This window comes from Niveispirillum fermenti, assembly GCF_052474395.1.
In genome coordinates, this window is the sequence record NZ_CP156679.1 from 1245019 (window position 1) to 1269196 (window position 24178).

Consider the following 24178-nt stretch of genomic DNA (forward strand, 5'->3'; position numbering starts at 1 on the left):
TGACGGGAACGGCGGTCGAAGGGTGTTCCCCACGACCGCCGTTCCCAGCCTATTCCCTGGTCCGTTCCACCGGGCTGAAACCCACGGGGCTTTCCGCCGCCAGCCAGGCGAAGCTGGCGAAGGCCGCGACGGACTGGTCCAGCTTGCGCGGGTCAACCTTGTCCAGCGTGTCATCGGCCGTGTGGTGATAATCGAAATAGTCAGTGCCATCCAGGCCCAGACCGGCGGTGGCCATGCCGAAGGCCGTGGCCAGCGGTCCGATATCGGGGCCCCCGCTGCTGGGGCCACGTCCCGGCACGATGCCCAGCGGGGACAGGGCCCGGCCGATGGCATCGATGACAGGCCTGGCTTCCGGCCGCACATCGGCGTTGAAGGTGATCACGGGACCGGCACCGAAATCCGCCTCCGTCCCGATCTGGTGCCGCTCCTTGCTGCCCGAAGGGCCGCCCGCACGGGCCGCGGCATAGGCACGGGCGCCGACCAGTCCCAGTTCCTCCGCCCCGAACAGGATGAAGCGGATGGTGCGGCGCGGGGGCTGCGGCAGGGATTTCAGGATGCGGGCCGCCGCCAGGACGATGCCCACACCCGCCCCGTCATCCAGCGCGCCTGTCCCCAGGTCCCAACTGTCCAGATGCGCGGCGATGACGACGATCTCCTCCGGCAGTTCACGACCCCTGATCTCACCCATGACATTGGCATCCGACAGCGGACCCATGGCCTGGCTGGCCAGCGTCAGCCGCACCGTCACCGGCCCGCCCAGCGCCAGCAGCCGGTTCAACTGGTCGGCATCCGGGTTGGACAGGGCGGCGGCCGGAATGGCCGCGACATCGGGAGAATAGCGGGTGGTACCGGTGTGCGGGAACCGGTGGCTGTCCGTGCCGATCGAACGGATCAGCAGCGCCAGCGCCCCCTTGCGCGCCGCCTCCGACGGACCGCGGCCGCGGGCAACGACCGCCTGCCCATAGCCGCCGCCATCCTGCAAGCGCGCCATCTTCTTGTCCACGAATGCGATCTTGCCTTCCAGGCTACCATCGGGCGCCGACAGCAGATCGTCCAGCGTGTCGAACCGTGCGATGGCGCCGGTCACCCCGTCCGCCGGCGTCGCAACGCTGTAGCCCAGCGCCGTGACATGCAGGTGCTGTGGCGCCGGTGACAGGATGGCAGCCGATTCCAGGCCCCGCTCCCAGCCTTCCACCGTGAAGGGCTCAACCCTGACATTGGCAAGGCCCAGTTCCTTGAACCGCGCCATGGCCCAGTCATGGCCGGCCCTTGCCGCCGGAGTTCCGGCCATGCGGGGGCCGACACGCACGGTCAGCGATTCCACGAAATCGAAGGCGCCCGACCCGGCCAGGGCCCTTTCCTGTATCTCACGCGCCACCGCCAGCGTCGCCGGGGCATAGGGACCGGCATCGGCGGCCCGCACCACCGGGGTCCAGGCCAGCATCAGGCCGGCGAGCATCAGGGAACCGAAACGTTTCAACGCACTGCTCCTCCTAAAAGGACGGCCGGGATGCGCCCGGCACCCCGATTTGGAAGCAAGCCTACCCCATGCGGGGGAGGGGATCGAAATCTTTTGCGGGATTGCGCCCCTCCGGCCTCGCCACCATTGATGGCGGGAGCCATGTGGTAACACCCCGCGTCATGCTCTGGCCTTTGGGATAGGGCGTCAAAACCCCTCACAAAAACGCTTGACGCCCATACCGAAAGCGCGCACCATCAAATCGTAACAAAGACATGGAGGGTTGTTTTGAAGATATCGACGCCCCCGACGCAGTGGGCGGCCCAATCCTGAAAGGGTGATCGACTGCGTTCCGTAACCTGGGAGGGTGTGTAAAAGCATGACCCCACCGCAGCAAGACTTTGCGATTACTTGAATTATCGCAGCAACCATCCTGGAACCGCGATTTGACATAGGTCCTGTGGTTCCGGTTTGAAGGATACCCCCGTAGGCGCATCCAGCTACGGGGGTTTTCTTTTGCGCAAAAGAAAATTCTGCCTGCGCCGGTCCCGCTGGCCTCAAGACATCGGGTGAAAGGTGTCGACCTCAAGACGTCGAGGCAAAGCCGTCGGGTGACGGGCGGGCCCGCTCCTGTTCGGGCTTCGACTGTTCGGGCTTCGATCCGCCAGACATATCGTTTAGGCTGCCGCATCCGCCCCCCCCCCCCGGCCCCGATAATCCGACGCCCTGCCTTGAACTTCCTGCGCAAAATCCTGGCCCCAAAGGCTCCGGCCCGCGCCAAGCGCCGCCAGCCCGTCGTGACGCCGCCCCGCACCCTGGCGCTGGACACTGTGCCCGTGCCGGTGGAGGTGCGCGTGTCGGCCCGGTCCCGCCGGCTTTCGATGCGGGTGGACGTGGCGCGCAACATCGTGCGCGTGTCCACCCCGCCGCGCGTGCAGGATGCCGATATCCGGCTGTTCGTGGAACGGCACATGGATTGGCTGCACCAGCGCCTGTCTGCCGTGCCGGACAGGATGCCGTTCCTGCCTGATGCTACCATACCCATCCTGGGCGTGGACCATGTCATCCGCCATGTGCCGGGCGGGCGGCGCACACCGCGACGGGTGGCCCTGGCCGATGGCGGGCATGAGCTGCAGGTGGGGGGAGAGGCCGACTTTGTGCCCCGGCGGGTGGCCGATTACCTGAAGGCGGAGGCCCGGAAGCTGGCCGCGGCCCGGTCGCAGGAAAAGGCAGAACGTCTGGGCGCCCGCGTGGCGGCGGTCAGCGTGCGCGATACGCGCTCGCGCTGGGGGAGCTGTTCACCCGGTGGCCGGCTTTCCTTCTGCTGGCGGCTGATCCTGGCCCCGGAGCCTGTATTTGACTATGTCGTCGCACATGAAGTGGCGCATTTGCAGGAAATGAACCATTCCGCACGCTTCTGGGCCGTCTGTGCCAGCCTGACGAATGGCGATGTCACCGATCACCGAGACTGGCTGCGCACCAACGGCGCCCGGCTGCACCGCTATGGCGGATAGGGTCCGGTACTGGCCGGCGGCACTGGCCGCCCTGGCGGCATTATCGCTACTGACCGGCCTGCCCGCCGTGCCGGGGCATGTATTGGCTGCGGCCCATCGCGGGCTGGTGCTGGAACTGCCCCTGCTGCTGGCTTTACTGGCGCTGCTGCACGTGCGGCCGGGGCCGCGGATCGTCTGGGCCGTAGCCCTGGGCTGCTGGCTGGTCCTGCTGCTGCGGCTGGCCGACATGGCGGCCCTGATGACAGCAGGCCGACGGTTCGAACCCGCGTTCGACCCGGCCCTGATCCCCGCCCTTTGGGAGGTCGCGGCGACGGGACCGGGCACGGTCATGCTGGGGCTGGGGCTGCTGGCGGGCACGGGGGGCCTGCTGCTTCTGTGCCGCTGGCTTTCCGGGCTGCTGCTGCGGCCCTTGCAGGAGAACCGCGGGCGGGCCGGCACCCTGGTGCTGGGCATCGCCTGCCTGCTGGCTGCAATGGCGGGCCCGGGCTGGCTTTTGCAGCCACCCGATCGCGGCCCGGCCGGCGCCATCATCGAACAGGCGGACCGCTGGCGGGAAGCGGCGCGAATGCAGGCACGCATGGCCGCCGATCTGGCGCAGGACCCGTCATCCGGCATTGCGGATGCGGACCTGTTCGCCCTTCTGCGGGGCCGGCCCGTTATCCTGGCCTGGGTGGAGTCCTACGGTCTTTCGGCCCTGACCGACCCACGCCAGGCCGATATCGTGGGTGCCCGGCTGGCGGCGCTGGATGGCATGCTGACCGATGCCGGCTTCCATCGCCGGTCGGGGCTGGTGGACAGCCCCGTCATCGGCGGGCGGAGCTGGCTGGCCCATGGCACGTTGCGCGCCGGCATCCGGCAGGACCAGCCCCTGGCCCAGCGGCTGGTCCTGGATGCGGGGCGCTGCGGCCTGAGCTGCGCCCTGAACCGCGCCGGATGGCGCACCCTGGCCGCCATGCCGGGCCTGTCCATGCCCTGGCTGGAAGGGCCGGCATGGGGCTTCGAGCAGGTCATGGACAGGGCGGCCTTCCCTTATGCCGGGCCTGCCTTCGGCTGGTCACCCCTGCCCGATCAGGCGCTTCTGGCCACGCTGACGCCGGAACGGCTGTTACCGGCCGCGGGGCCCGCAGCAGGGCCGGCCGCAGAGGATGAACGCCCGCTCTATCTTGAAATCGTGCTGACCAGCAGCCACGCACCCTGGACACCGCTGCCGCCCTGGCTGGACGGCAGCGACGGCGCGGCGGATGGCACCGCGTTCTCGCACGCCGACCTGCGCCCGGACTATACGGACATGGCGGGCGGCTATGCCCGCTCGCTGGATTACAGCCTGCGCGCCCTGGGGGACTGGCTGGTCGGACAGGCGCCGCCCGGCGCACTGATCCTCATCCTGGGCGATCATCCGGCACTGGACTGGATTTCAGCCGGCCAGGGACATCGCGTGCCCCTGCACATCCTGTCACGCGACGCCGATCTCTTGCGCCGGCTGGACGGGCTGGACCTGGCGGACGGCATGGTCCCATCCCCCACCGCCGCGGCACTGCCCATGTGGGACATATACCCCCAATTGCTGTCACGCTTCAGCACACAACCCTTGCAACGACGGACGATCCATGCCGACATGCGGGGGCAACCGGGAAGGGGCATGCCATGATCGACAAGCTGGAACTGTTCCTGGCCCTGGCCCGCGCCCGCCATTTCGGCCGCGCGGCGGAAGAAATCGGCGTGTCCCAGCCCACCTTGTCGGCCGGTGTGAAGCATCTGGAGGATATGCTGGGCGTGCCGCTGGTGGTGCGCGGGTCGCGGTTCCAGGGCTTCACGGCAGAGGGGGAACGGCTGCTGGAATGGTCGCGCCGGCTGGTCGGGGACTGGCGGTCCATGCGGCAGGATATCGAGGCGCTGCGCAAGACCGTCTGCGGCCATTTCCGGCTGGCCGCCGTGCCAACCGCGCTCGCCATGGTGCCGAAACTGACCACCGCCGTGATCGACAAGCATCCCGGTGTGGATTTCCTGATCCTGGCATCGAATTCCCAGAAGATCATCGAACAGGTGGAGAATCTGGCCATCGATGCCGGCCTGACCTATCTGGACAATGAACCGGTCGGCAATTTCGTCAAGATACCGCTCTACCGGGAGCGGTATCACCTGATCACCGGTCCGGACAGCCAGTTCTCCGGCCGGACGGAGGTGCGCTGGGCCGAATTGCAGGGCATCCCGCTTTGCCTGCTGTCGCCCGACATGCAGAACCGCCGCATCATCGACCGCGCATTGCACCGTGTGGGCGTGAAGGCGGAGGTGGCGGTGGAAAGCAATTCCATGACGGCGCTGGCCGCGCATGTACGCACGGGCCGGTGGATATCCATCATGCCCACGGTCCTGATGGAGGCCCTGGGCCTGCCCGTGGAACTGGCCGCCATCCCGCTGATCGATCCCGTGATCGAACACACGATCGGCTTGGTGATGATGGACCGGGAGCCCCATTCACCCATGGCCGCTGCCATGATCACGGCGGCCAAGCGTCTGGCGCAGACGCAGGGACACTGAACCGGCCGCCCCATCGACGAACGGCGGATCAGCCCAGGATGCCGTCAAGTGCCGCCAGCAGCTGGTCGCATTCGGCGTCCGTCCCGATACTGATGCGCAGGAAGTCGCCGATGCGGTCCTTGGCGAAATGCCGGACCAGGATGGCCCTGGCCCGCAAGGCGGCAGCCAGATCGGGGCCCGAACGACCCGGATGACGCGCGAACACGAAATTAGCCGCCGACGGCAGGACCTCGAATCCCCGTTTCCGCAAAGCCACCGTCAGCCGTTCCCGGCTGGCCATGATCAGGGTGCGGTGATGATCGAACCATTCCCGATCCAGCCAGGCGGCCGTGGCCCCCGCCAGGGCCAGCCGGTCCAGCGGATAGGAATTGAAGCTGTCCTTCACCCGTTCCAGCGCGTCGATCAGCGGCCGCTGCCCCACGGCAAAGCCGACACGCAGGCCCGCCAGTCCCCGCGATTTGGAAAAAGTGTGGACAACCAGCAGGTTGGGGTATTTGCGCACCAGCGCAATGGCGCTTTCGGCGCCGAAATCCACATAGGCTTCGTCGATCACCACCACCTGGTCGGGATGCTCGTCCAGCAGTGCCTCGATCCAGGCCAGCGGGCGGGCGATGCCGGTGGGTGCGTTCGGATTGGGCAGGATGATGGCGCCACAGGGCTGGCGGTAATCCTCCAGCCGCACCTGGAACCCCTCGTCCAGCGGCACCAGCCTGGCGGTGATCCCGTAAAGCCGGCAATAGGTCGGATAGAAGCTGTAGGTGATATCCGGGTAGAGCAACGGGCCGTCATGGTTCAACAGCCCCTGGAACACATGGGCCAGCACCTCGTCCGAACCATTGCCGACAAACACTTCCCCCACATCCAGCCCATAGGTGCCGGCGATCGCCTGACGCAACGGCAGGCTGGTGGGGTCGGGGTACAGCCGCAGCGCATCACCATTGGCCGCCGCAATGGCGGCGACGGCGCGGGGCGACGGGCCATAGGGGCTTTCGTTGGTGTTCAGCTTCACCAGCCCCGCGATCCGGGGCTGCTCCCCCGCCACATAGGGGCTGAGGGTATGAACGATGGGACTCCAGAAACGGCTCATTCCAGATACCAGCCTGTGGTGACGGGGAACACCGGTTCCCGACCGATGTTCAAAGCCGTGGCAGGATAGGCAGTCGTCACCGCCATTGCACGCGGCGGATTCCGTCCCCCGCCATGCCGCAATGACGCGGCCCCAGCAAGGGGACCGCCAGGACCGGCAATATTTCGACCTTTGCAGCAAAAACATGGTTAACGGCAGCGCCGCATGCATTTCCGATGCACCAACAACATGGGCGCAGATCAATCCACCAACCATAACAATAACCTGTCTGAAAGCCCGGCAAATCGATGCATACCGAGGTAACGATCAGGATGTGCAATCGCTCAACAAAACAATCCCATTGATCAAGGGGGCGTTTCGGAAAACCCTGCAAGGGTGATTGCCCGCTGGAGTTCCCAATGACCCCCCCATTGCCTTGGGACGAGCGCCACGCCGCCGATATCATTCATCGGCACCTGCATCTGGAGGGTCCCACCCTCCCGATCCTGCATGCGCTGCAGGAGGCGTTTGGCTGTGTACCCGATGAAGCCGTGCCCATGATCGCCGACGCGCTGAACCTGTCGCGTGCGGAAATCCATGGCGTGGTCACCTTCTACCATGATTTCCGGCACGAACCGGCGGGCCGCCATGTCATCAAGGTCTGCCGGGCCGAGGCGTGCCAGTCCCTGGGCGCGGAGAAGACGGCAACCGCGCTGCTGGAGCGCCTTGGCATCGGCTGGGGCGAAACGACGGCGGATGGCAATGTGACGGTGGAGGCGATTTATTGCCTGGGCCTTTGCGCCTGCGCCCCGGCCGCCCTGATCGACGGCGACCCGGTGGGCCGGCTGGACGGGGCCAGGCTGGCCGCCGCCGTGGAAGAGGTGCGCTGGTCATGACCCGGATTTTCATTCCCCAGGATGTGGCGGCCCTGGCCGTGGGCGCGGAAAAGGTGGCAAAGGCCATCGCGGCGCAGGCCGGCGACGGTATCACCATCGTGCGCACCGGATCGCGCGGTCTGTTCTGGCTGGAACCGCTGGTGGAGGTGGAAACCCCCGCCGGCCGCATCGCCTATGGCCCCGTGACACCCGCCGATGTGCCGGGCCTGTTTGCCGCCGGCTTCCTGACGGGTGCCACCCATCCGTTGTGCCTGGGACGGACGGAGGATATCCCCTGGCTGGCCCGGCAGAACCGCCTGACCTTCGCCCGTTGCGGCATCATCGATCCGCTGTCGGTGGAGGATTACCGGGCGCATGGCGGCTTCAAAGGCATTGCCCGCGCCCTGGAACTGGGGCCGTCCAACACGATCGAGGAGGTGGTGCGATCCGGGCTGCGCGGGCGCGGCGGGGCCGGTTTTCCCACGGGCGTGAAATGGCGCACCGTGGCAGCATCCCCCGCCGACCGCCGCTACATCGTCTGCAACGCCGATGAAGGTGACAGCGGCACCTTCGCCGACCGCATGATGCTGGAAGGCGACCCGCTGGCCCTGATCGAGGGTATGGTCATCGCCGGCTATGGCGTGGGCGCAAACAAGGGCTATGTCTATTCCCGGTCGGAATATCCGCATGCCAACCACATCTTCGCCCGTGCCCTTTATGTGGCCCGCAAGGCGGGGCTGCTGGGTCCGTCGGTTCTGGGCACGGATTTCGGCTTCGACATCGAACTGCGCGTCGGTGCCGGCGCCTATGTCTGCGGGGAGGAAACGGCCCTGCTGGAAAGCCTGGAGGGCAAGCGCGGCCTGGTGCGCGCCAAGCCGCCTTTGCCCGCCATCAAGGGCCTGTTCGGCCGGCCGACGGTGGTCAACAATCTTCTGTCGCTGGCCACTGTACCCACCATCCTGGCCAATGGAGCACAGGCTTACGCGGATTACGGCATGGGCCGGTCGCGCGGCACCATGCCCATCCAGATCGCCGGCAATGTGAAGTTCGGCGGCCTGTTCGAGGATGCGTTCGGCATCACGCTGGGCGAGATCGTGAACGAGGTCGGGGGCGGCACCCTCACGGGCCGGCCCGTGAAGGCGGTGCAATGCGGCGGCCCTCTGGGTGCCTATTTCCCGCCGTCGCTGTTCGATACCCAGTATGATTACGAGGCGTTCACGGCGCGCGGCGGCCTGATCGGCCATGGCGGGATCGTGGTGTTCGATGACAGCGTCGACCTTGCGTCGCAGGCGCGCTTCGCCATGGAATTCTGCGCCATCGAGAGTTGCGGCAAATGCACCCCCTGCCGCATCGGCTCAACGCGGGGGGCGGAGGTCATCGACCGTATCCGCGCCGGGATCGACGTGGAGGCGAATATCGCCCTGGTGGAGGATCTCTGCCAGACGATGAAATTCGGTTCGCTATGCGCATTGGGCGGCTTCACCCCCTATCCGGTCCTGAGCGCCCTTCACCATTTCCCCGAGGATTTCCGGCGCGGGCATCTGCCCGTGGCGGCGGAATAGGACGGGCACGATGACCCTCATCCACGAAACCGATTTCGGCACCCCCGCGTCGCGCTCTGAGAAGCTGGTGACGCTGACCATCGATGGTCAGTCCGTCACGGTGCCGGAAGGCACCTCCATCATGCGCGCGGCGATGGAGATGGGGACGCAGATCCCCAAGCTGTGCGCCACCGACACGGTGGACGCCTTCGGATCCTGCCGCCTGTGCCTGGTGGAGATCGAGGGGCGGGCCGGCACGCCGTCCTCCTGCACCACGCCCGTGGCGCCGGGGCTGAACGTGAAGACCCAGACCCCGCGCCTGAAGCAACTGCGCAAGGGGGTGATGGAGCTTTACATCTCCGACCATCCGCTGGACTGCCTGACCTGTGCGGCGAATGGCGATTGCGAATTGCAGGATATGGCCGGGGCCGTGGGCCTGCGCGAGGTGCGCTATGGCATGGACGGGGCCAACCATTTCAAGGCCGACAGCCCGCTGTCGATGCCCAAGGACGAGAGCAATCCCTATTTCACCTATGATCCTGCCAAATGCATCGTCTGTTCCCGCTGCGTGCGGGCCTGCGAGGAGGTGCAGGGCACCTTCGCCCTGACCATCGAGGGGCGCGGCTTCGACAGCCGCGTATCGCCCGGCCAGCATGACGCCTTCCTGGACAGTGATTGCGTGTCCTGCGGTGCCTGTGTGCAGGCCTGCCCCACCGCCACCTTGCAGGAAAAATCGGTCATCGAGATCGGGCAGCCGGAACATTCCGTCGTCACCACCTGCGCCTATTGCGGCGTGGGCTGCGCCTTCAAGGCGGAAATGCGGGGTGACGAGCTGGTGCGCATGGTCCCCTACAAGGATGGCAAGGCCAACCGGGGCCATTCCTGCGTTAAAGGGCGGTTCGCCTGGGGCTATGCCACCCACAAGGAACGCATCCTGTCGCCCATGATCCGCGACAGCATCGATCAGCCCTGGCGTGAGGTCGGCTGGGAAGAGGCGATCGGCTTCACTGCCGACCGGCTGAAGAATATCCAGGCCAGATATGGCAAGGACAGCATCGGCGGCATCACTTCGTCCCGCTGCACCAATGAGGAAACCTTCCTGGTGCAGAAGCTGATCCGCGCGGGCTTTGGCACCAACAATGTCGATACCTGTGCGCGCGTCTGCCACTCCCCCACCGGCTATGGACTCAAGACCACCTTCGGCACCTCGGCCGGAACGCAGGATTTCGATAGCGTGGAGGATACCGATGTCGTCATCGTCATCGGTGCCAACCCGACCGACGGGCATCCCGTCTTCGCATCGCGCCTGAAAAAGCGGTTGCGCCAGGGGGCGAAGCTGATCGTCATCGATCCGCGCCGCATCGACCTGGTGAAATCGCCGCATATCAAGGCGGAGGTGCATCTGCCGCTTCGCCCCGGCACCAATGTCGCCATCGTGACGGCGCTGGCCCATGTCATCGTGACGGAAGGATTGGCGGACGAGGAGTTCGTGCGCGAGCGTTGCGACTGGGCGGAGTTCCAGGAATGGGCCGCCTTCGTGGCCGAACCGCGCAACAGCCCGGAAGTGGTCGGGCCGATGGCCGGGGTCGAGCCCGATGCCATCCGTCAGGCGGCAAGGCTGTTCGCCACGGGCGGCAACGGCGCCGTCTATTACGGCCTGGGCGTCACGGAACATTCCCAGGGCACCACCACTGTGATGGCCATCGCCAATCTGGCCATGGCCACCGGCAATATCGGCCGGCCGGGCGTGGGTGTGAACCCGCTGCGGGGACAGAACAATGTCCAGGGTGCCTGCGACATGGGTTCCTTCCCGCATGAATTCTCCGGCTACCGCCACGTCTCCGACGATGCCACGCGGCAGATGTTCGAGGAATTGTGGGGCGTGCCCCTGTCGGGGGAACCGGGCCTGCGCATCCCCAACATGCTGGACGCCGCCGTCGATGGCACGTTCAAGGGGCTCTACGTCCAGGGGGAGGATATTCTTCAGTCCGACCCCAACACCCATCATGTGGCCGCCGGTCTGGCCGCCATGGAATGCGTCATCGTGCAGGACCTGTTCCTGAACGAGACGGCGAACTATGCCCATGTCTTCCTGCCCGGCTGCACGTTTCTGGAAAAGGACGGCACCTTCACCAATGCCGAACGCCGCATCCAGCGCGTGCGCCGGGTGATGGCGCCGCTGAACGGCTATGCCGACTGGGAGGTGACGCTGCTGCTGGCCCGCGCCATGGGGTTCAAGATGGATTACGCCCATCCCAGCCAGATCATGGACGAGATATCCCGGGTCACCCCCAGCTTCAAGGGTGTGTCTTACCAGCGGCTGGAGGAGATGGGGTCCATCCAATGGCCTTGCAACGACAAGGCACCGCTCGGCACGCCCGTCATGCATATCGATGGGTTCGTGCGCGGCAAGGGCAAGTTCGTGATCACGGAGTATATCCCGACGGAAGAACGCACGGGCGCACGCTTCCCCCTGCTGCTGACCACGGGCCGCATCCTGTCGCAATATAATGTCGGTGCCCAGACCCGGCGAACCGCCAACACCGTGTTCCACGGGGAGGACCGGTTGGAGATCCACCCCCATGATGCGGAGAATCGCGGCATCCGCGATGGCGACTGGGTGAAGCTGCAAAGCCGGGCGGGGGAGACCAGCCTGCGGGCGGAAATCACCGACCGGGTGGCGCCGGGTGTGGTCTACACCACCTTCCACCATCCCGACACGCAGGCCAACGTCATCACCACCGACTATTCCGACTGGGCCACCAATTGTCCGGAATACAAGGTGACGGCCGTCCAGGTGGCCCCCAGCAACGGCCCCAGCAAGTGGCAGCGGGAATATGAGGCGCATGCCCAGCGTTCCCGCCGCATCGAAGGGCATGACCCGGCCGAGGCGGCTGAATGACAGGACCGGCGAAACCCCTGAAGCGGCTGGCATGGCGCGACGGCGCCATGCAGGAAGGGACCCGCATCGTGGCCGAAGAGGTGCCCGTGGCCATCGTGCATGATGGCGCCACCTATGCCGTGATGATGGCCAGCCCCGCCGACCTGGAGGATTTCGCCATCGGCTTCAGCCTGACAGAAGGCGTCATCGACGACCGGACGGAGGTGGAGGAGCTGGAACTGGTCGAGACGGAGCTGGGCTGGGTGGCCCGCATGTGGCTGTCCAAACGGTCGCGCAGCGTATTGTCGGCCCGCCGTCGCCGGCTGACCGGGCCCGCGGGCTGCGGCCTGTGCGGCGTGGAAAGCCTGACGGAAGCCGTCCGGCCCGCGCGGCCCGTCGGCCCCGGCCGGCCCCTGACGCCGCTGGCCCTGGCCAGGGGCTTCGACGCCATGCAGACGGCCCAGACATTGGGCCGTCTGACCCGCGCCGTGCATGCCGCCGCCTTTCTGGCCCCGGACGGCACCCTCACCGTGCGCGAGGATGTGGGCCGGCACAATGCACTGGACAAGCTGATCGGCGCGCTGGCCCGGCAAGGACGCAACGCCTGCGACGGGGCCATCCTGATGACCAGCCGCGTGTCGGTGGAACTGGTGCAGAAGGCGGCCATGGCCGGTGCCCCGATCCTGGCCGCCGTCTCGGCACCGTCCACGCTGGCCGTGACGCTGGCCGACGGGGCAGGCATGACATTGGTGGCCGTGGCCCGCGCCGACGGGTTCGAGCTGTTCACGCATCCCCACCGCATTTCGACCAAAGCCGAGGAGCAACCCCGTGTCGCCTGACAAGCTGGTCATGATGGCCAACCAGATCGGCGCCTTCTTCGCCAGCCAGGGCCCGCAAGGGGCCGATGGCGTGGCCGATCATATCAGAAGCTTCTGGGACCCCCGCATGCGAGCCGGAATCTTCGATCATCTCGATAACAAGGGCGGCGAGGGGTTGAGCCCCATCGTCGTCCAGGCGTTGGAAAGCCTGCGACCCAAACCATAAGGAGTGCTCCGTTCCCGTCGCCTGCACTGCGACGATCCTGCCCCCGGGCAAACCCGACCCCGCCCATGGGTATCCGTTCCAGCGTTCTTTCCACCCCCCTTTGACCAGGCGGGGTCCAGGCTTGAGGCGTGGTGAGCGCCCATGCGCTTCGTGTCGCGGCACGCCGCCGCGTCCTGCCGGACCAGGGGTCGAAGAGCATCAGCACGGAATATAAAGACACCGGAAACGCACCCGCGTCTCCGGCTGAAGCTTTTTGTCCAAATTCCCGACCGGCACCAGACCCAAGAAGTGCCGGCATTTGTGCGTCCATCCAGAACCGCCCCTCCAGGGCGAACGAGCAGGAGGAAATGAGGGCATGGTAGCAGCAGACCAAACCCAGGATCAGGGCGCGGGGCAACCCGGCCTGCTTGACCGGGAGCGCATCATCGCGCATGCGGGCTTCAACCGCTGGCTGGTGCCGCCGGCGGCATTGGCCATCCATCTCTGTATCGGCATGGCCTATGGTTTCAGCGTGTTCTGGCTGCCGCTCAGCCAGTCGCTGGGGGTGACGGCACCCCTCGCATGCCCGGCGGATGCCGGTCTGCTGAATGCCCTGTTCACCACCTCCTGCGACTGGAAGGTCGCGGATCTGGGCTGGATGTACACGCTGTTCTTCGTTCTGCTGGGTTCCTCGGCCGCCATCTGGGGCGGCTGGCTGGAACGGGAAGGCCCGCGCAAGGCCGGCTTCGTGGCCGCGCTCTGCTGGTGCGGCGGCCTGCTGATCTCAGCACTCGGCATCTACACCCATCAATTGTGGCTGATGTGGCTGGGTTCCGGCGTCATCGGCGGTATCGGGCTGGGGCTGGGCTATATTTCGCCCGTCTCCACCCTGGTCAAATGGTTCCCCGACCGGCGCGGCATGGCGACCGGCATGGCCATCATGGGCTTCGGTGGCGGTGCCATGATCGGGTCCCCGTTGGCCAACATGCTGATGAATGCCTTCAAGACGGATACGTCGGTGGGGGTGTGGGAAACCTTCGTCGTGCTGGCCCTGATCTATTTCGTCTTCATGATGGCCGGTGCCTTCGGCTACCGCATCCCGCCGCAGGGTTGGCAGCCCACGGGCTGGACCCCGCCCGCACCCAGCACCAACAGCATGATCGCGCATGGCAATGTGCATGTGAAGGATGCGCACAAGACCCGGCAGTTCTGGCTGATCTGGGCTGTTCTGTGCCTGAACGTGTCGGCCGGCATCGGTGTGCTGGGCATGGCGTCGCCCATGCTGCAGGAGATTTTTGGCGGCGCCCTGCTGGGCCGACCGGATCTCGGTTTCGCTGACCTGGATGGCGAACAGAAGAAACAGATCGCCGGTATCGCAGCGGGCTTCGCGGGGCTTCTGTCCCTGTTCAACATCGTCGGCCGCTTCTTCTGGGCATCACTGTCGGACAAGATGGGTCGCAAGATGACCTATCTGACCTTCTTCGCGCTGGGCATCGTGCTTTACGCCTCGGCCCCGTCACTGGCGCATATGGGCTCGAAGATCGGCTTCGTCGTGGCCTTCTGCATCATCCTGTCCATGTATGGCGGCGGCTTTGCCACCGTACCCGCCTATCTGGCTGACATGTTCGGCACGAAATATGTCGGTGCCATCCATGGCCGGCTGTTGACGGCCTGGTCCACGGCCGGCATCGTCGGTCCCGTGGTCGTGAACTATATCCGCGAGGCGCAGATCGCCGCCGGCGTGCCGCGCGCCCAGGTTTACGACTATACGATGTATATCCTGGCCGGCTTCCTGGTGCTGGGCCTGATCGCCAATGCGCTGGTCAAGCCCGTGGACCGTAAGTGGTTCATGAAGGAGGATGACGGGCCGGCACCGGCCGTGGCCGCGGTCACCGGCAACCACAGCGATGTGGGCAGCGGCGGGATCGACACCAAGGTGGTGCTGGCCTGGCTGGCCGTCGGCATCCCCGTCATCTATGGCGTTTACCAGACGATGCAGAGCGTCGTGAAACTGTTCCAGTAGGCCGGGCACCGCCCGTCCCGCTGCGCAATGATCAACCCTGGCCGGCCGGGCCCATCCCGGCCGGCCATTTCATGGAGGCACGGGCCCGCAATGCATGTCGCCACCCTGCTGAAGCCGGAAATGTTCGATGTGGAGATCGATGGAATGGCCGCGTCCATCGCCGGGCTTTTCCCGGACTGGCACGTGCATGACCGGTTCGGACTGGTGATCGACGAGGCGTTCGGCGGCATCGGCGCCACGCATCTTCTTCAGGCCGCCATGACGGCCTTCTATGCGGTCAGACCTTCCCGTCGCGACATCGTCTATCCGGAGATTTATGCCTTCCATGTCGGCCGGGGGCATGGGGCGCACGCACCTTATGATTTCTGGCCCGCACGGCGGGAGGTGATCCTGACCACAACGGACCCGCGTGATGTGCTGGATGCCATCAACGACCGGGGCATCACCCGCCTGGCGGTGCCCGACCGGCCGCCGGCCGCCGTCGAGCATCGGCCGAAAGAGGGGGAGGCCGCACAGGATCGCATCGCATCGGCCTTCCTCTATAGTGCCACCGGGCGCGTGGCGGCGCCGGACGTCACCATCACGGGCCGGGACCGGCGGACGGAGTTCAACCCGAACCAGACGCTGCGCCCCCTGGCCCGGCCCCGGCCACCTGCCGAGGCCGGACGCCCGATGCCGGCATCCGCCCGCCCGGTCAAGGAGGCGGACGACAGCTACACACGCTGGCTTGTGGAGCGCGATGGCGACGTCAGTGATGCGGATCGTGCCCGCGCCCGGTCACGGCGGGAGGATTTGAAACAGGATGGCCTGGCCCGCGAGACATACCGTCGCATCAAGGTGGAGGATGCGCTGCTGCGTCTGGCACCGACCGGTGCGGCGGGGTGACCATAGGACCTTTTGTCCGCTTGACCGGATGCCCGCAAAGCCGATGAAATGCGCACACCCGCCGCATGATCCGGCGTCCCATACCCCCATTGGGAGGACCTGTTGATGAAGTCCCTGTTCGCCGCCCTTGCCCTGACGGGTGTCGCCGTGCTGTCCGCCGGCACTTCCATGGCCCAGGACGCCGCCAAGGGCGAGGCCGTGTTCAAGAAGTGCATGGCCTGCCACCGCGTCGGCCCTGACGCCCGCAACCTGGTCGGCCCCATCCTGAACGGCATCGTCGGCCGCACAGCCGGCAAGGTGGACGGCTACAAATATTCGGAGATCAACCACAATGCCGGCGAAGCCGGCCTGGCCTGGACGGAGGAGGCCCTGCTGGATTATCTGGCCGATCCCAATGGCTATCTGAAGAAGTTCCTGGCCGACAAGGGTCAGTCGGACAAGGCCGTGGGCGCCACGAAGATGGCCTTCCGCCTGCCCAACGAACAGGAACGCCGCGACGTGATCGCCTTCCTGAAGACCAAGTGACGGCCGGCCGGCCGGGGTGCGACCCGCCCCGGCCGGCACAACCGCGTCAGGCCATCAGCGCCACAAGTGCGGCCCGCATGTTGGCGGGCAGGCTGGTGGGCTTGCGATTATCCCGGTCGACATAGACATGGATGAAATGACCGGCGGCCGCGGCCAGTTCCGCCCCTGACTTGAAGATCCCCACCTCGTACCGCACGCTGCTGTTGCCCAGGTGGCCGACACGGATGCCGATTTCCAGCCGGTCGGGAAAGGCGACGGAGGCGAAATATTTACAGCCCGTCTCCACCACCAGGCCGATCACGCCGCCCCGATGGATGTCCAACACGCCGCGTTCGATCAGATAGCCATTCACGGCCGTATCGAAATAGGAATAATAGGTCACGTTGTTGACGTGGCCATAGATGTCATTATCCATCCACCTTGTGTCCAGCGTCCGGAAATGCGGAAAATGATCGCGCGATGGCGGTGTCGGCCGGGCCATGGATTCTCGCTCCCCCTTCAGTCTGTTCGTCTGGCTCAGGATGCAGGCCGCGCGCGGCGGATCAAGCCCTCCTGCGCGGCACTGGCGATCAGCCGTCCCTGACGGTCGAATATCTGGCCACGGTTCAGGCCGCGGCCCTGACCGGCCCAGGGGCTGTCCATGCTGTAAAGCATCCAGTCATCGACCCGGAAATCCTGGGCATGAAACCACACGGCATGATCCAGGCTGGCCGATTTCGCCGTCCGGCCCAGCCAGCTTATCGCATGCGGCAGCACGGCGGTCCCCAGAAGCCCCATGTCGGTGATATAGGCCAGGGCCACCCGATGCAGGTCCGGATCGTCCGCCAGCGGGGAGACGACGCGGAACCAGAGATGCTGTACCGGTTCGCGGGGCACGGGCCGCGTCGGGTCCACCGGATCGACAAGGCGCAGTTCCACCGCGCGGCGATGGGCCAGCAGCGCCCGTGATTCCGGCGGCAGCCGTTCCGCCACCGACATGAAGAAGGCATATTCGCTGGGCAGGTCCTCCGGATGGGGGACCTGGGGCATGGCATCACGCTGATGGTTGCAACCCTCTTCCGGCACCTGGAAGGAAGCCGTCAGCGTCAGGATGGGCACGCCGCCCTGCAGCGCCTCCACCCGGCGGGTAGCGAAACTGCGGCCGTCATAATCGCGGTGGACCCGGAAATCAATGGGATAATCCTCGTCCCCGCCGCGCATGAAATAGGCATGCAGCGAATGGACGCTGCGGACAGGGTCGACCGTGCGCATGGCCGATGCCAGGGCCTGGGCCACCACCTGGCCGCCGAACACCCGACCCTTGCCGCCGATCAGGCGGGAGCCCTGATACAAATCCCTTTCCAGTTCCGTGACCGTCAGCAGACGGGTCAGGCGGGCCACCAGTTCCTCCGGCGGAATGGCGTTGTAGTCCTCGATCATCGCGGGACCTTTCTCTCTTCTGCACTCGATCCGCCTCCCACTATTTTAGCCGGCGCCTGTGCTGGCAAGGGGGCAGCCATCGCGATGGCGGCATGGGAGAAATGCGGGTAGAAGGACATCCGGATATGCCGCCCGGAGAAAGCCGCCATGGATCTGCTGACCATCCACCGTGATGCCCGTCCACTGATCGATGGGGCGCCGCCGGTGTCGGCATTGGGCTGGGGCATGTGGCGCTATCATGGTGACGACCTGACCGGCGCCACGCAGCGTGCCATGGCGGCGCTGGAAACCGGCATCACCCTGTTCGATACGGCCGATATCTATGGCGTGGACCATGCCGACGGGTTCGGCGCGGCAGAGGCGTTGCTGGGCCGCGTGCTGGCCGCCAATCCCGGCCTGCGCAACCGGATTGTACTGGCCACGAAGGGCGGCATCCTCCCCCCCATCCCCTATCATGCACGGGCCGGCCGGCTGGTCGCGGCGTGCGAGGCATCGCTGAAGCGGCTGGGCGTGGACGTGATCGACCTGTATCAGGTCCACCGCCCCGACTTGCTGGCCCACCCGGCAGAGGTGGCCGCCGCCCTGGACCGGTTGCGCCACGACGGCAAGATCAAGGCGGCCGGTGTGTCCAACCACACCACGGCCCAAGTGGCGACCCTGGCGGCCCACATGCCCTTCCCCCTGGTATCCATTCAGCCGGAATTCTCGCCCCTGCATGTCGATCCGCTGCTCGACGGGGTTCTGGACCAGGCCATGGAACGCAATCTGGCCGTGCTGTCCTGGTCGCCGCTGGGGGGCGGCCGGCTGCTGGGCGGGCTGGACGATGCCCGGGCACTGGCGGTCGCCGCCGCCCTGGACGCCATCGCCCTGCCGCAGGGTGCCAGCCGCGCCGCGGCGGCCTATGCCTGGGGCATGGCCCACCCGGCCCGGCCCATACCGCTGATCGGCAGCCAGAACCCGGCGCGCATCCGCGCGGCCGCGGAGGCCTTCACCGTGGCGATGACCGGCGCCCAATGGTACGCCGTGCTGACCGCGGCTCTGGGCAAGCGCCTGCCCTGACCACCGGTGGCCCGACCGTATCGGACATCAAAGGCTGGCGCGATAGGCGCGCCAGCCGCCGAACCCCGTGATCTCCGTCGCGCCGGCCAGGGCATGCCCCTCGCAAAGGAAACCCGTCACCTGCCGCCCGTCGGACAGGGCGACCTTGCCGACGCCCAGCGGTGCCGGGATACGGGCGACGAAGGCCGCGAAGGCGGACGGCGGCAATGCCCATTCCTCCGCCAGGATGCCCGGCCCCCGAAACCCCGGATCACGGATCAGCCCCGGTTTGGGCGGCACCGTGCCGGCAAGGGCGTAGAACCGGTAATCGGGCGCGGTCCGCACCGCCCCCAGCAGGATGCCACCCACCCCCGTCAGTTCGGTGTTCAATGGCATCCCCGTCAGATGCGCCCCCACCACCAGGATGGGAAGATAGGTGGGTGGTGGAACAATCTTGAGCGGATACGTGACCGGAGACGATTTTGCATGTAGACGGTCACCAATATTGGCCAGATCATTATCCGTGAAGGCGGGCCCGACGAGGGTCACCCCGAAGGGCAGGCCATTGGGCCGGAACCCGGCCGGCACGGCGACCGCCGCACAATCCAGCAGGTTCACGAAATTCGTATACCGCCCCAGATTGCTGTTCAGGCGCACGGGATCGGCCAGCATGTCGGACAGCGTGTAGATGGTGGGTGTGGTGGGCAGCAGCAGCAGGTCCAGGTCCGCCCACATCCCGGCAATGGTCTGGGCGTAAAAAGCCAGGGCATATTGGCCGACAAAGGCCTCGATCGCGCTTTTGCCGGCAGCCCCCTGGATGATGGCACGCACCGTCGGGTCCATGGCATCAGCCTGCACCTCCACGAATTCCTCGATCGCCGCCAGCCGTTCCGCCACCCAGGGACCGCCATAGAGCAGATGGGCGCATTCCCGCAGCGGCGCATAATCGAAGGGAACCGGGATGCCGCCCAGGGCCGTCATGTTCGCCACAGCGGCATCGTAAAGCGCCTCGGCCGCGTCATCGCCCAGGAATACCTTTTCCGCCCCCGACAACACGCCGAAGCGGAACCCCTCCAGGCGCAGCGGCCTTGCCTGTGCGGGGCGGGAGAAGGGATCGGCCGCGTCGAACCCTTCCGCCAGACGGCGAACCAGTTCACCATCGGCCACGCAATGGGCCAGGACGGTCACGCAATCCTGCGACCGGCAGGCCGGCACAACCCCCGCTGCGGACAGCAGGCCCTTGGTCGGCTTGATCCCCACCAGATTGTTGAAGGCCGCCGGCACCCGGCCGGACCCCGCCGTATCGGTGCCCAATGCGAAAGCGACCTGCCCGCGTGCCACCGCGACGGCCGACCCGGAACTGGACCCGCCGGAGATATAATCACCATCGAACACGCAGCGCGGCGCGCCATAGGGGCTGCGTGTGCCGTTCAGGCCGGTGGCGAACTGGTCCAGGTTGGTCTTGCCGACCAGGATGGCTCCGGCCGCCGTCAGCCGGGCCACCACATGCGCATCATCGGCCGGGTCATAGGCGAAGGCGGGACAGGCGGCCGTGGTGGGCAGGCCGGCGGCATCGATATTGTCCTTCACCGCAAACGGAATGCCCCAGAGCGGCCGCGAGGGGTCATAGCCCCCCTTGGCCAGTTCTGCCGCCCGGTCGCGCAGCGTCTCCGGCGGCACGGTGGAAATCCAGGCCGCAGGGTCGGGATTATTGGCCAGGCGGTGCAGAACCTCCTCGATCACCGTGACCGGGCTGGCATCGCCGGCACGGTAGAGCGCAGTCAGGCCGTGGATGGTCAATTTCTCCGGCAACATCAGGCAACCTCCTCCAGAATGGCCACGGTCTGGCCGGCATTGACGGTGCGGCCCGGCTTCACCGTCACCTCGCGCACCCGGCCGGCTGTTGTGGCCTTCACCTCCATCTCCATCTTCATGCTTTCCAGGATCAGGATCGTATCGCCGGGCAGCATCTGTTGCCCCGGCTCGACCATTATCTTCCAGACGTTACCGGTCACGCTCGTTTCAACCGCGGCACAGCCCTCCGGCAGGGTTCTCTCCTCGGTGGCCGGTGCGCCGTCGTCGCTGACGAAACTGTCCAGGCCGCGGGCCTTCCAATCTTCCCGCTCTGCCTCGAATGCCGCCTGCTGGCGCGCCTTGAAGGCATCGATGCTGCTGGCATTCTCGGCCAGGAAGCGCAGATGGGCGGCATACTCCAGTTCCGTCTCCTCGATGCGAACGGTATAGCGGCCATGGGGGAAGGCTTCCCGCGCCTCGGCCAGTTCCTGTTCGCTGACGGGGAAGAAGCGGATCTGGTCGAAAAAGCGCAACAGCCAGGGCTTGCCTGGCTGGAACGGTGTGGTGCTGCGCCAACTGTTCCAGACCTGGATGGTGCGCCCGAAAAGCTGGTATCCGCCCGGCCCTTCCATCCCATAGATGCACATATAGGCACCACCGATGCCCACGGCATTTTCCGGCGTCCAGGTCCGGGCGGGATTGTATTTGGTGGTCACCAGCCGGTGGCGCGGGTCCAGCGGCGTGGCCACGGGCGCCCCCAGATAGACATCGCCCAGGCCATAGACAAGATAGCGGGCATCGAACACGATGCGCCGGACATCCTCCTGGCTGTCCAGGCCATTGATGCGGCGGATGAATTCGATATTATCGGGACACCAGGGCGCATCGGCGCGGACCAGTTCCTGATACTTGGTCATGGCCAGCCGCACCTGCGGATCGTTCCAGGACAGCGGCAGATGCACGATGCGCGACGGTACCCTGGCCTGCTCGACGGAGCCCAGCCCGGCCTCGATCTCCGCCAGAACATCCAGAAGGACGGACGGCGTCAGGCGGCCACTGTCGAAATGCACCTGCAGGGAACGGATGCCCGGCGTCAGATCGATGATGCCCGGCAGGGACCGGTCACGCAATGCGGCTACAAGCAGATGTACCCGCAGGCGCAACCCCAGGTCCAGCACCATGGGGCCATATTCGACCAGCAGATAATCGTCCCCCGCCCGGCGATAGACGACGGGCACCGCCCCGTCGATCCTGGCCAGGATGGGTGACGGGATGGGAGGGGTGCGGGTGGGGGGTTGCACCACCCCCCCGGCAGGGGCGGCACCGGGCACCGCAGCCGCCACGAACCGCACCTTGTCCCCCGGCCGCAACTGCCCGACCTTCCACATGTCCTCCTTGGTCACCACCACGGGACAGACGAAGCCCCCAAGGCTGGGACCGTCGGGGCCCAGAATGATCGGCATGTCACCCGTGAAATCGACGGCGCCGATGGCATAGGCATTGTCGTGGATGTTGGATGGGTGCAGGCCCGCCTCCCCACCATCGGCGCGCGCCCATCGGGGACGGGGACCGATCAGGCGAACGCCCGTGCGGGCCGAATTGAAATGCACCTCATATGTCGCGGCGAACAGGTCGGCAATGTCGCCTTCCTGAAAGAAATCGGGCGCCCCATGGGGACCGTAATGCACGGACAGTTCCCATTCATGGGTCAGCACCGGCAGGTCCGCCGCCACGGCCACCCCGATGGGCCGGCCGGCCAGAGCCAGCGTGTCGCCAGCCTTCAGGCACCCTGTGGCATGGCCACCGAAACGGCCCAGCGCGAACGTGGCCTTCGATCCCAGATAGTCGGGCCCGTCGAAGCCGCCGGCCACCGCCAGATAGGTCCGCTGCCCCGGCCCCTGGATACGGCCTAGCGCCAGAACCTGCCCGGCCGTGACCGGTACGGGCACACCATGGGCGATCGGGACGCCATCCAGCGTCGCGCTCATCATCGCCCCTGCCAGGGCGATGGTCGCGCCGGCATTGAAGCGCAGGGTCGGTCCCGTCAGGGTGCATTCAAGGGCGGCCACCCCCTCTTCATTACCCAGCAGGCGGTTGGCCAGGCGGAAGGACCGTTCATCCATGGGACCGGACGGCGGCACGCCAACATCCCAATAGCCCAGCCGGCCCGGCCAATCCTGGATTGAGGATTGCGCCCCCGGTGCGATCACCTCCACCGTGGCGGGGGTGAAGGGAAAATCCTTCAGGACAGAGGTGGCGACCTTGCCCTGACGGAACAGGTCCGATCCGATAATGGCCCGCAGATAGGACAGGTTCGTCTCGATCCCCGCCACACGCGACGCCGCCAGCGCCGCGGCTAGGCGGTCGATGGCCGCATCGCGGCTGTCGGCATGCACGATCAGCTTGGCCAGCATGGGATCATAATGGGCCGTCACCTCCGTGCCCGTCGCCACCCAGCCATCCACGCGGATATCAGCGGGGAACGACACTTCCGTCAGCAACCCGGTGGAGGGTCGGAAATCAGCGGCCGCGTTCTCGGCATAAAGCCGGACCTCGATGGCGGCCCCCGCCGGTGTCAGCGCGTCCTGCGCCGGCAGGGTGAAGTCACCGGCCGCCTGCCGGATCATCCATTCCACCAGATCGACGCCGAATACCGCCTCCGTCACGGGGTGTTCGACCTGCAGGCGGGTATTCACCTCCAGGAAATAGACCTCGCCACGCGCCACATCATAGATGAATTCCACCGTGCCGGCCGAGGCATAGCGCACGCTTTGCCCCAATGCCACGGCGGCGGCGCGCAACTGTGCGCGCACGCCATCGGGCAGCCCGGGGGCCGGTGTCTCCTCTACGACCTTCTGGTTGCGGCGCTGAAGCGAGCAGTCACGCTCGCCCAACGCCACGACACCGCCCCTGCCATCCCCGAAAATCTGCACTTCCACATGCCGCGCCTCGGCCACGAACCTTTCCAGATAGACGCGGGCATCGCCGAAGCTGCTGGTCGCCATGCGCTGCACGGCGGCGAACCGGGCCGCCAGTTCGTCGGCATCGTGGCAAAGCTGCATGCCGATGCCGCCACCGCCCGCCGTGCTTTTCAGCATGACGGGAAAGCCGATGCCCGCCGCGGCCACCTGTGCCTGCTCCACATCATCCAGGATATCGGTGCCGGGCAACAGTGGCACGCCGGCCGCCCTGGCCAGCGCGCGCGCCGTGTGCTTCAGACCGAAGTCGCGCAGATGTTCCACCCGCGGACCGATGAAGGCGATCCCCGCGGCATTCAGCCGTTCCACGAAGCCGGCATTTTCTGACAGGAAGCCATAGCCGGGATGCACGGCCTGCGCCCCTGTCGCCCGGCAGGCGGCAAGCACGGCGTCGATATCCAGATAGGATTGCTTGGCCGGGGCCGGGCCAATGGGCACCGCCTCGTCCGCCGACAGGACGGGAAGCGTGAACCGGTCGGCATCCGAATGGACGGCAACCGATGCAATGCCCATGCGCCGCAGGGTCTTGACGACCCGCGCGCAGATCTCGCCACGATTGGCGATCAGGACCTTGGTGAACATGGGGTAGAATCCTCGGGGGGCTCTGGCGCCGCCCCGG

General features: G+C 66.5%; 18 protein-coding genes. 12 read left to right on the top strand and 6 right to left on the bottom strand.

Going from position 1 to position 24178, the window contains the following annotated elements:
* Positions 1-49 precede the first annotated feature (49 nt).
* On the bottom strand, positions 50-1480 hold the full coding sequence (locus tag ABC728_RS09655) for a M20/M25/M40 family metallo-hydrolase (protein WP_416620301.1): 1431 nt from the start codon (positions 1478-1480) through the stop codon (positions 50-52).
* A gap of 710 nt (positions 1481-2190) precedes the next feature.
* Between ABC728_RS09655 and ABC728_RS09660 the strand changes: the two genes are divergently transcribed.
* The 3 genes from ABC728_RS09660 to ABC728_RS09670 are packed head-to-tail and all read left to right on the top strand — an operon-like array spanning position 2191 to position 5511.
* Positions 2191-2973, top strand: a complete 783-nt coding sequence (locus tag ABC728_RS09660) for a M48 family metallopeptidase (RefSeq protein WP_416620302.1) — start codon at positions 2191-2193, stop codon at positions 2971-2973.
* Positions 2963-4621 carry a hypothetical protein gene (locus ABC728_RS09665; RefSeq protein WP_416620303.1) on the top strand — a complete coding sequence of 553 codons (1659 nt, stop codon included), beginning with the start codon at positions 2963-2965 and terminating at the stop codon, positions 4619-4621. Before ABC728_RS09660 ends, ABC728_RS09665 begins: the two co-directional genes overlap by 11 nt.
* Positions 4618-5511 (top strand): LysR family transcriptional regulator, encoded by an 894-nt coding sequence (locus ABC728_RS09670; RefSeq protein ID WP_416620304.1) that lies wholly within the window; start codon positions 4618-4620, stop codon positions 5509-5511. The genes ABC728_RS09665 and ABC728_RS09670 overlap by 4 nt, the downstream gene beginning before the upstream one ends.
* Before the next feature lie 28 nt (positions 5512-5539).
* Here the strand turns inward: ABC728_RS09670 and ABC728_RS09675 are convergent, their stop codons facing one another.
* Entirely contained in the window at positions 5540-6598 is a 1059-nt protein-coding gene (locus tag ABC728_RS09675; protein ID WP_416620305.1) for a pyridoxal phosphate-dependent aminotransferase, read from the bottom strand.
* Positions 6599-6996: 398 nt separating this feature from the next.
* Here ABC728_RS09675 and ABC728_RS09680 point away from each other — a divergent pair, with 398 nt between their 5' ends.
* The 8 genes from ABC728_RS09680 (at position 6997) to ABC728_RS09715 (ending at position 16330) form a co-directional block, all read left to right on the top strand.
* Positions 6997-7473 (top strand): formate dehydrogenase subunit gamma, encoded by a 477-nt coding sequence (locus tag ABC728_RS09680; RefSeq protein WP_416620306.1) that lies wholly within the window; start codon positions 6997-6999, stop codon positions 7471-7473.
* Entirely contained in the window at positions 7470-9014 is a 1545-nt protein-coding gene (locus ABC728_RS09685) for a formate dehydrogenase beta subunit (protein WP_416620307.1), read from the top strand. Before ABC728_RS09680 ends, ABC728_RS09685 begins: the two co-directional genes overlap by 4 nt.
* Positions 9015-9024: 10 nt before the next feature.
* Positions 9025-11895, top strand: coding sequence for a formate dehydrogenase subunit alpha (gene fdhF / locus ABC728_RS09690; RefSeq protein ID WP_416620308.1), 2871 nt, complete (start codon positions 9025-9027; stop codon positions 11893-11895).
* Positions 11892-12713: a formate dehydrogenase accessory sulfurtransferase FdhD gene (gene fdhD, locus ABC728_RS09695; protein ID WP_416620309.1), complete on the top strand. Its 822-nt coding sequence runs from the start codon at positions 11892-11894 to the stop codon at positions 12711-12713. Before fdhF ends, fdhD begins: the two co-directional genes overlap by 4 nt.
* Positions 12703-12918, top strand: a complete 216-nt coding sequence (locus ABC728_RS09700) for a formate dehydrogenase subunit delta (protein ID WP_416620310.1) — start codon at positions 12703-12705, stop codon at positions 12916-12918. The genes fdhD and ABC728_RS09700 overlap by 11 nt, the downstream gene beginning before the upstream one ends.
* Before the next feature lie 355 nt (positions 12919-13273).
* The gene (locus ABC728_RS09705; RefSeq protein WP_416620311.1) at positions 13274-14920 is read left to right on the top strand and encodes an OFA family MFS transporter; all 1647 of its coding nucleotides are present in this window, start codon (positions 13274-13276) and stop codon (positions 14918-14920) included.
* A 90-nt stretch (positions 14921-15010) separates the two neighbouring features.
* Positions 15011-15805 carry a hypothetical protein gene (locus ABC728_RS09710; RefSeq protein WP_416620312.1) on the top strand — a complete coding sequence of 265 codons (795 nt, stop codon included), beginning with the start codon at positions 15011-15013 and terminating at the stop codon, positions 15803-15805.
* Positions 15806-15910: 105 nt separating this feature from the next.
* Positions 15911-16330, top strand: a complete 420-nt coding sequence (locus tag ABC728_RS09715) for a c-type cytochrome (protein WP_416620313.1) — start codon at positions 15911-15913, stop codon at positions 16328-16330.
* 46 nt (positions 16331-16376) lie between these two features.
* On the opposite strand, the gene ABC728_RS09720 is transcribed toward ABC728_RS09715, so the two are convergent.
* Both ABC728_RS09720 and ABC728_RS09725 read right to left on the bottom strand, forming a co-directional pair.
* A complete protein-coding gene (locus tag ABC728_RS09720; RefSeq protein ID WP_445376364.1) occupies positions 16377-16811 on the bottom strand; it encodes an acyl-CoA thioesterase in 435 nt (144 codons plus the stop codon).
* Positions 16812-16846: 35 nt separating this feature from the next.
* On the bottom strand, positions 16847-17749 hold the full coding sequence (locus ABC728_RS09725; protein WP_416620315.1) for an acyl-CoA thioesterase: 903 nt from the start codon (positions 17747-17749) through the stop codon (positions 16847-16849).
* Positions 17750-17896: 147 nt separating this feature from the next.
* Here ABC728_RS09725 and ABC728_RS09730 point away from each other — a divergent pair, with 147 nt between their 5' ends.
* On the top strand, positions 17897-18808 hold the full coding sequence (locus ABC728_RS09730; RefSeq protein WP_416620316.1) for an aldo/keto reductase: 912 nt from the start codon (positions 17897-17899) through the stop codon (positions 18806-18808).
* A 27-nt stretch (positions 18809-18835) separates the two neighbouring features.
* Here ABC728_RS09730 and atzF read toward each other — a convergent pair whose 3' ends face one another.
* Together atzF and uca are read right to left on the bottom strand one after the other, a co-directional pair.
* The gene (gene atzF / locus ABC728_RS09735; protein WP_416620317.1) at positions 18836-20602 is read right to left on the bottom strand and encodes an allophanate hydrolase; all 1767 of its coding nucleotides are present in this window, start codon (positions 20600-20602) and stop codon (positions 18836-18838) included.
* Positions 20602-24141: an urea carboxylase gene (uca, locus tag ABC728_RS09740; protein WP_416620318.1), complete on the bottom strand. Its 3540-nt coding sequence runs from the start codon at positions 24139-24141 to the stop codon at positions 20602-20604. Before uca ends, atzF begins: the two co-directional genes overlap by 1 nt.
* Between the last annotated feature and the right edge of the window lie 37 nt (positions 24142-24178).

What these genes read in the sequence shown, in the direction of transcription:
- ABC728_RS09665 (WP_416620303.1), top strand. Translation starts at nt 2,963, where the DNA reads ATGGCGGATAGGGTCCGGTACTGGCCGGCGGCACTGGCCGCCCTGGCG.
- ABC728_RS09670 (WP_416620304.1), top strand. Translation starts at nt 4,618, where the DNA reads ATGATCGACAAGCTGGAACTGTTCCTGGCCCTGGCCCGCGCCCGCCAT.
- ABC728_RS09675 (WP_416620305.1), bottom strand. Translation starts at nt 6,598, where the DNA reads ATGAGCCGTTTCTGGAGTCCCATCGTTCATACCCTCAGCCCCTATGTG.
- ABC728_RS09680 (WP_416620306.1), top strand. Translation starts at nt 6,997, where the DNA reads ATGACCCCCCCATTGCCTTGGGACGAGCGCCACGCCGCCGATATCATT.
- ABC728_RS09685 (WP_416620307.1), top strand. Translation starts at nt 7,470, where the DNA reads ATGACCCGGATTTTCATTCCCCAGGATGTGGCGGCCCTGGCCGTGGGC.
- fdhF (WP_416620308.1), top strand. Translation starts at nt 9,025, where the DNA reads ATGACCCTCATCCACGAAACCGATTTCGGCACCCCCGCGTCGCGCTCT.
- fdhD (WP_416620309.1), top strand. Translation starts at nt 11,892, where the DNA reads ATGACAGGACCGGCGAAACCCCTGAAGCGGCTGGCATGGCGCGACGGC.
- ABC728_RS09705 (WP_416620311.1), top strand. Translation starts at nt 13,274, where the DNA reads ATGGTAGCAGCAGACCAAACCCAGGATCAGGGCGCGGGGCAACCCGGC.
- ABC728_RS09710 (WP_416620312.1), top strand. Translation starts at nt 15,011, where the DNA reads ATGCATGTCGCCACCCTGCTGAAGCCGGAAATGTTCGATGTGGAGATC.
- ABC728_RS09715 (WP_416620313.1), top strand. Translation starts at nt 15,911, where the DNA reads ATGAAGTCCCTGTTCGCCGCCCTTGCCCTGACGGGTGTCGCCGTGCTG.
- ABC728_RS09720 (WP_445376364.1), bottom strand. Translation starts at nt 16,811, where the DNA reads ATGGCCCGGCCGACACCGCCATCGCGCGATCATTTTCCGCATTTCCGG.
- ABC728_RS09725 (WP_416620315.1), bottom strand. Translation starts at nt 17,749, where the DNA reads ATGATCGAGGACTACAACGCCATTCCGCCGGAGGAACTGGTGGCCCGC.
- ABC728_RS09730 (WP_416620316.1), top strand. Translation starts at nt 17,897, where the DNA reads ATGGATCTGCTGACCATCCACCGTGATGCCCGTCCACTGATCGATGGG.
- atzF (WP_416620317.1), bottom strand. Translation starts at nt 20,602, where the DNA reads ATGTTGCCGGAGAAATTGACCATCCACGGCCTGACTGCGCTCTACCGT.
- uca (WP_416620318.1), bottom strand. Translation starts at nt 24,141, where the DNA reads ATGTTCACCAAGGTCCTGATCGCCAATCGTGGCGAGATCTGCGCGCGG.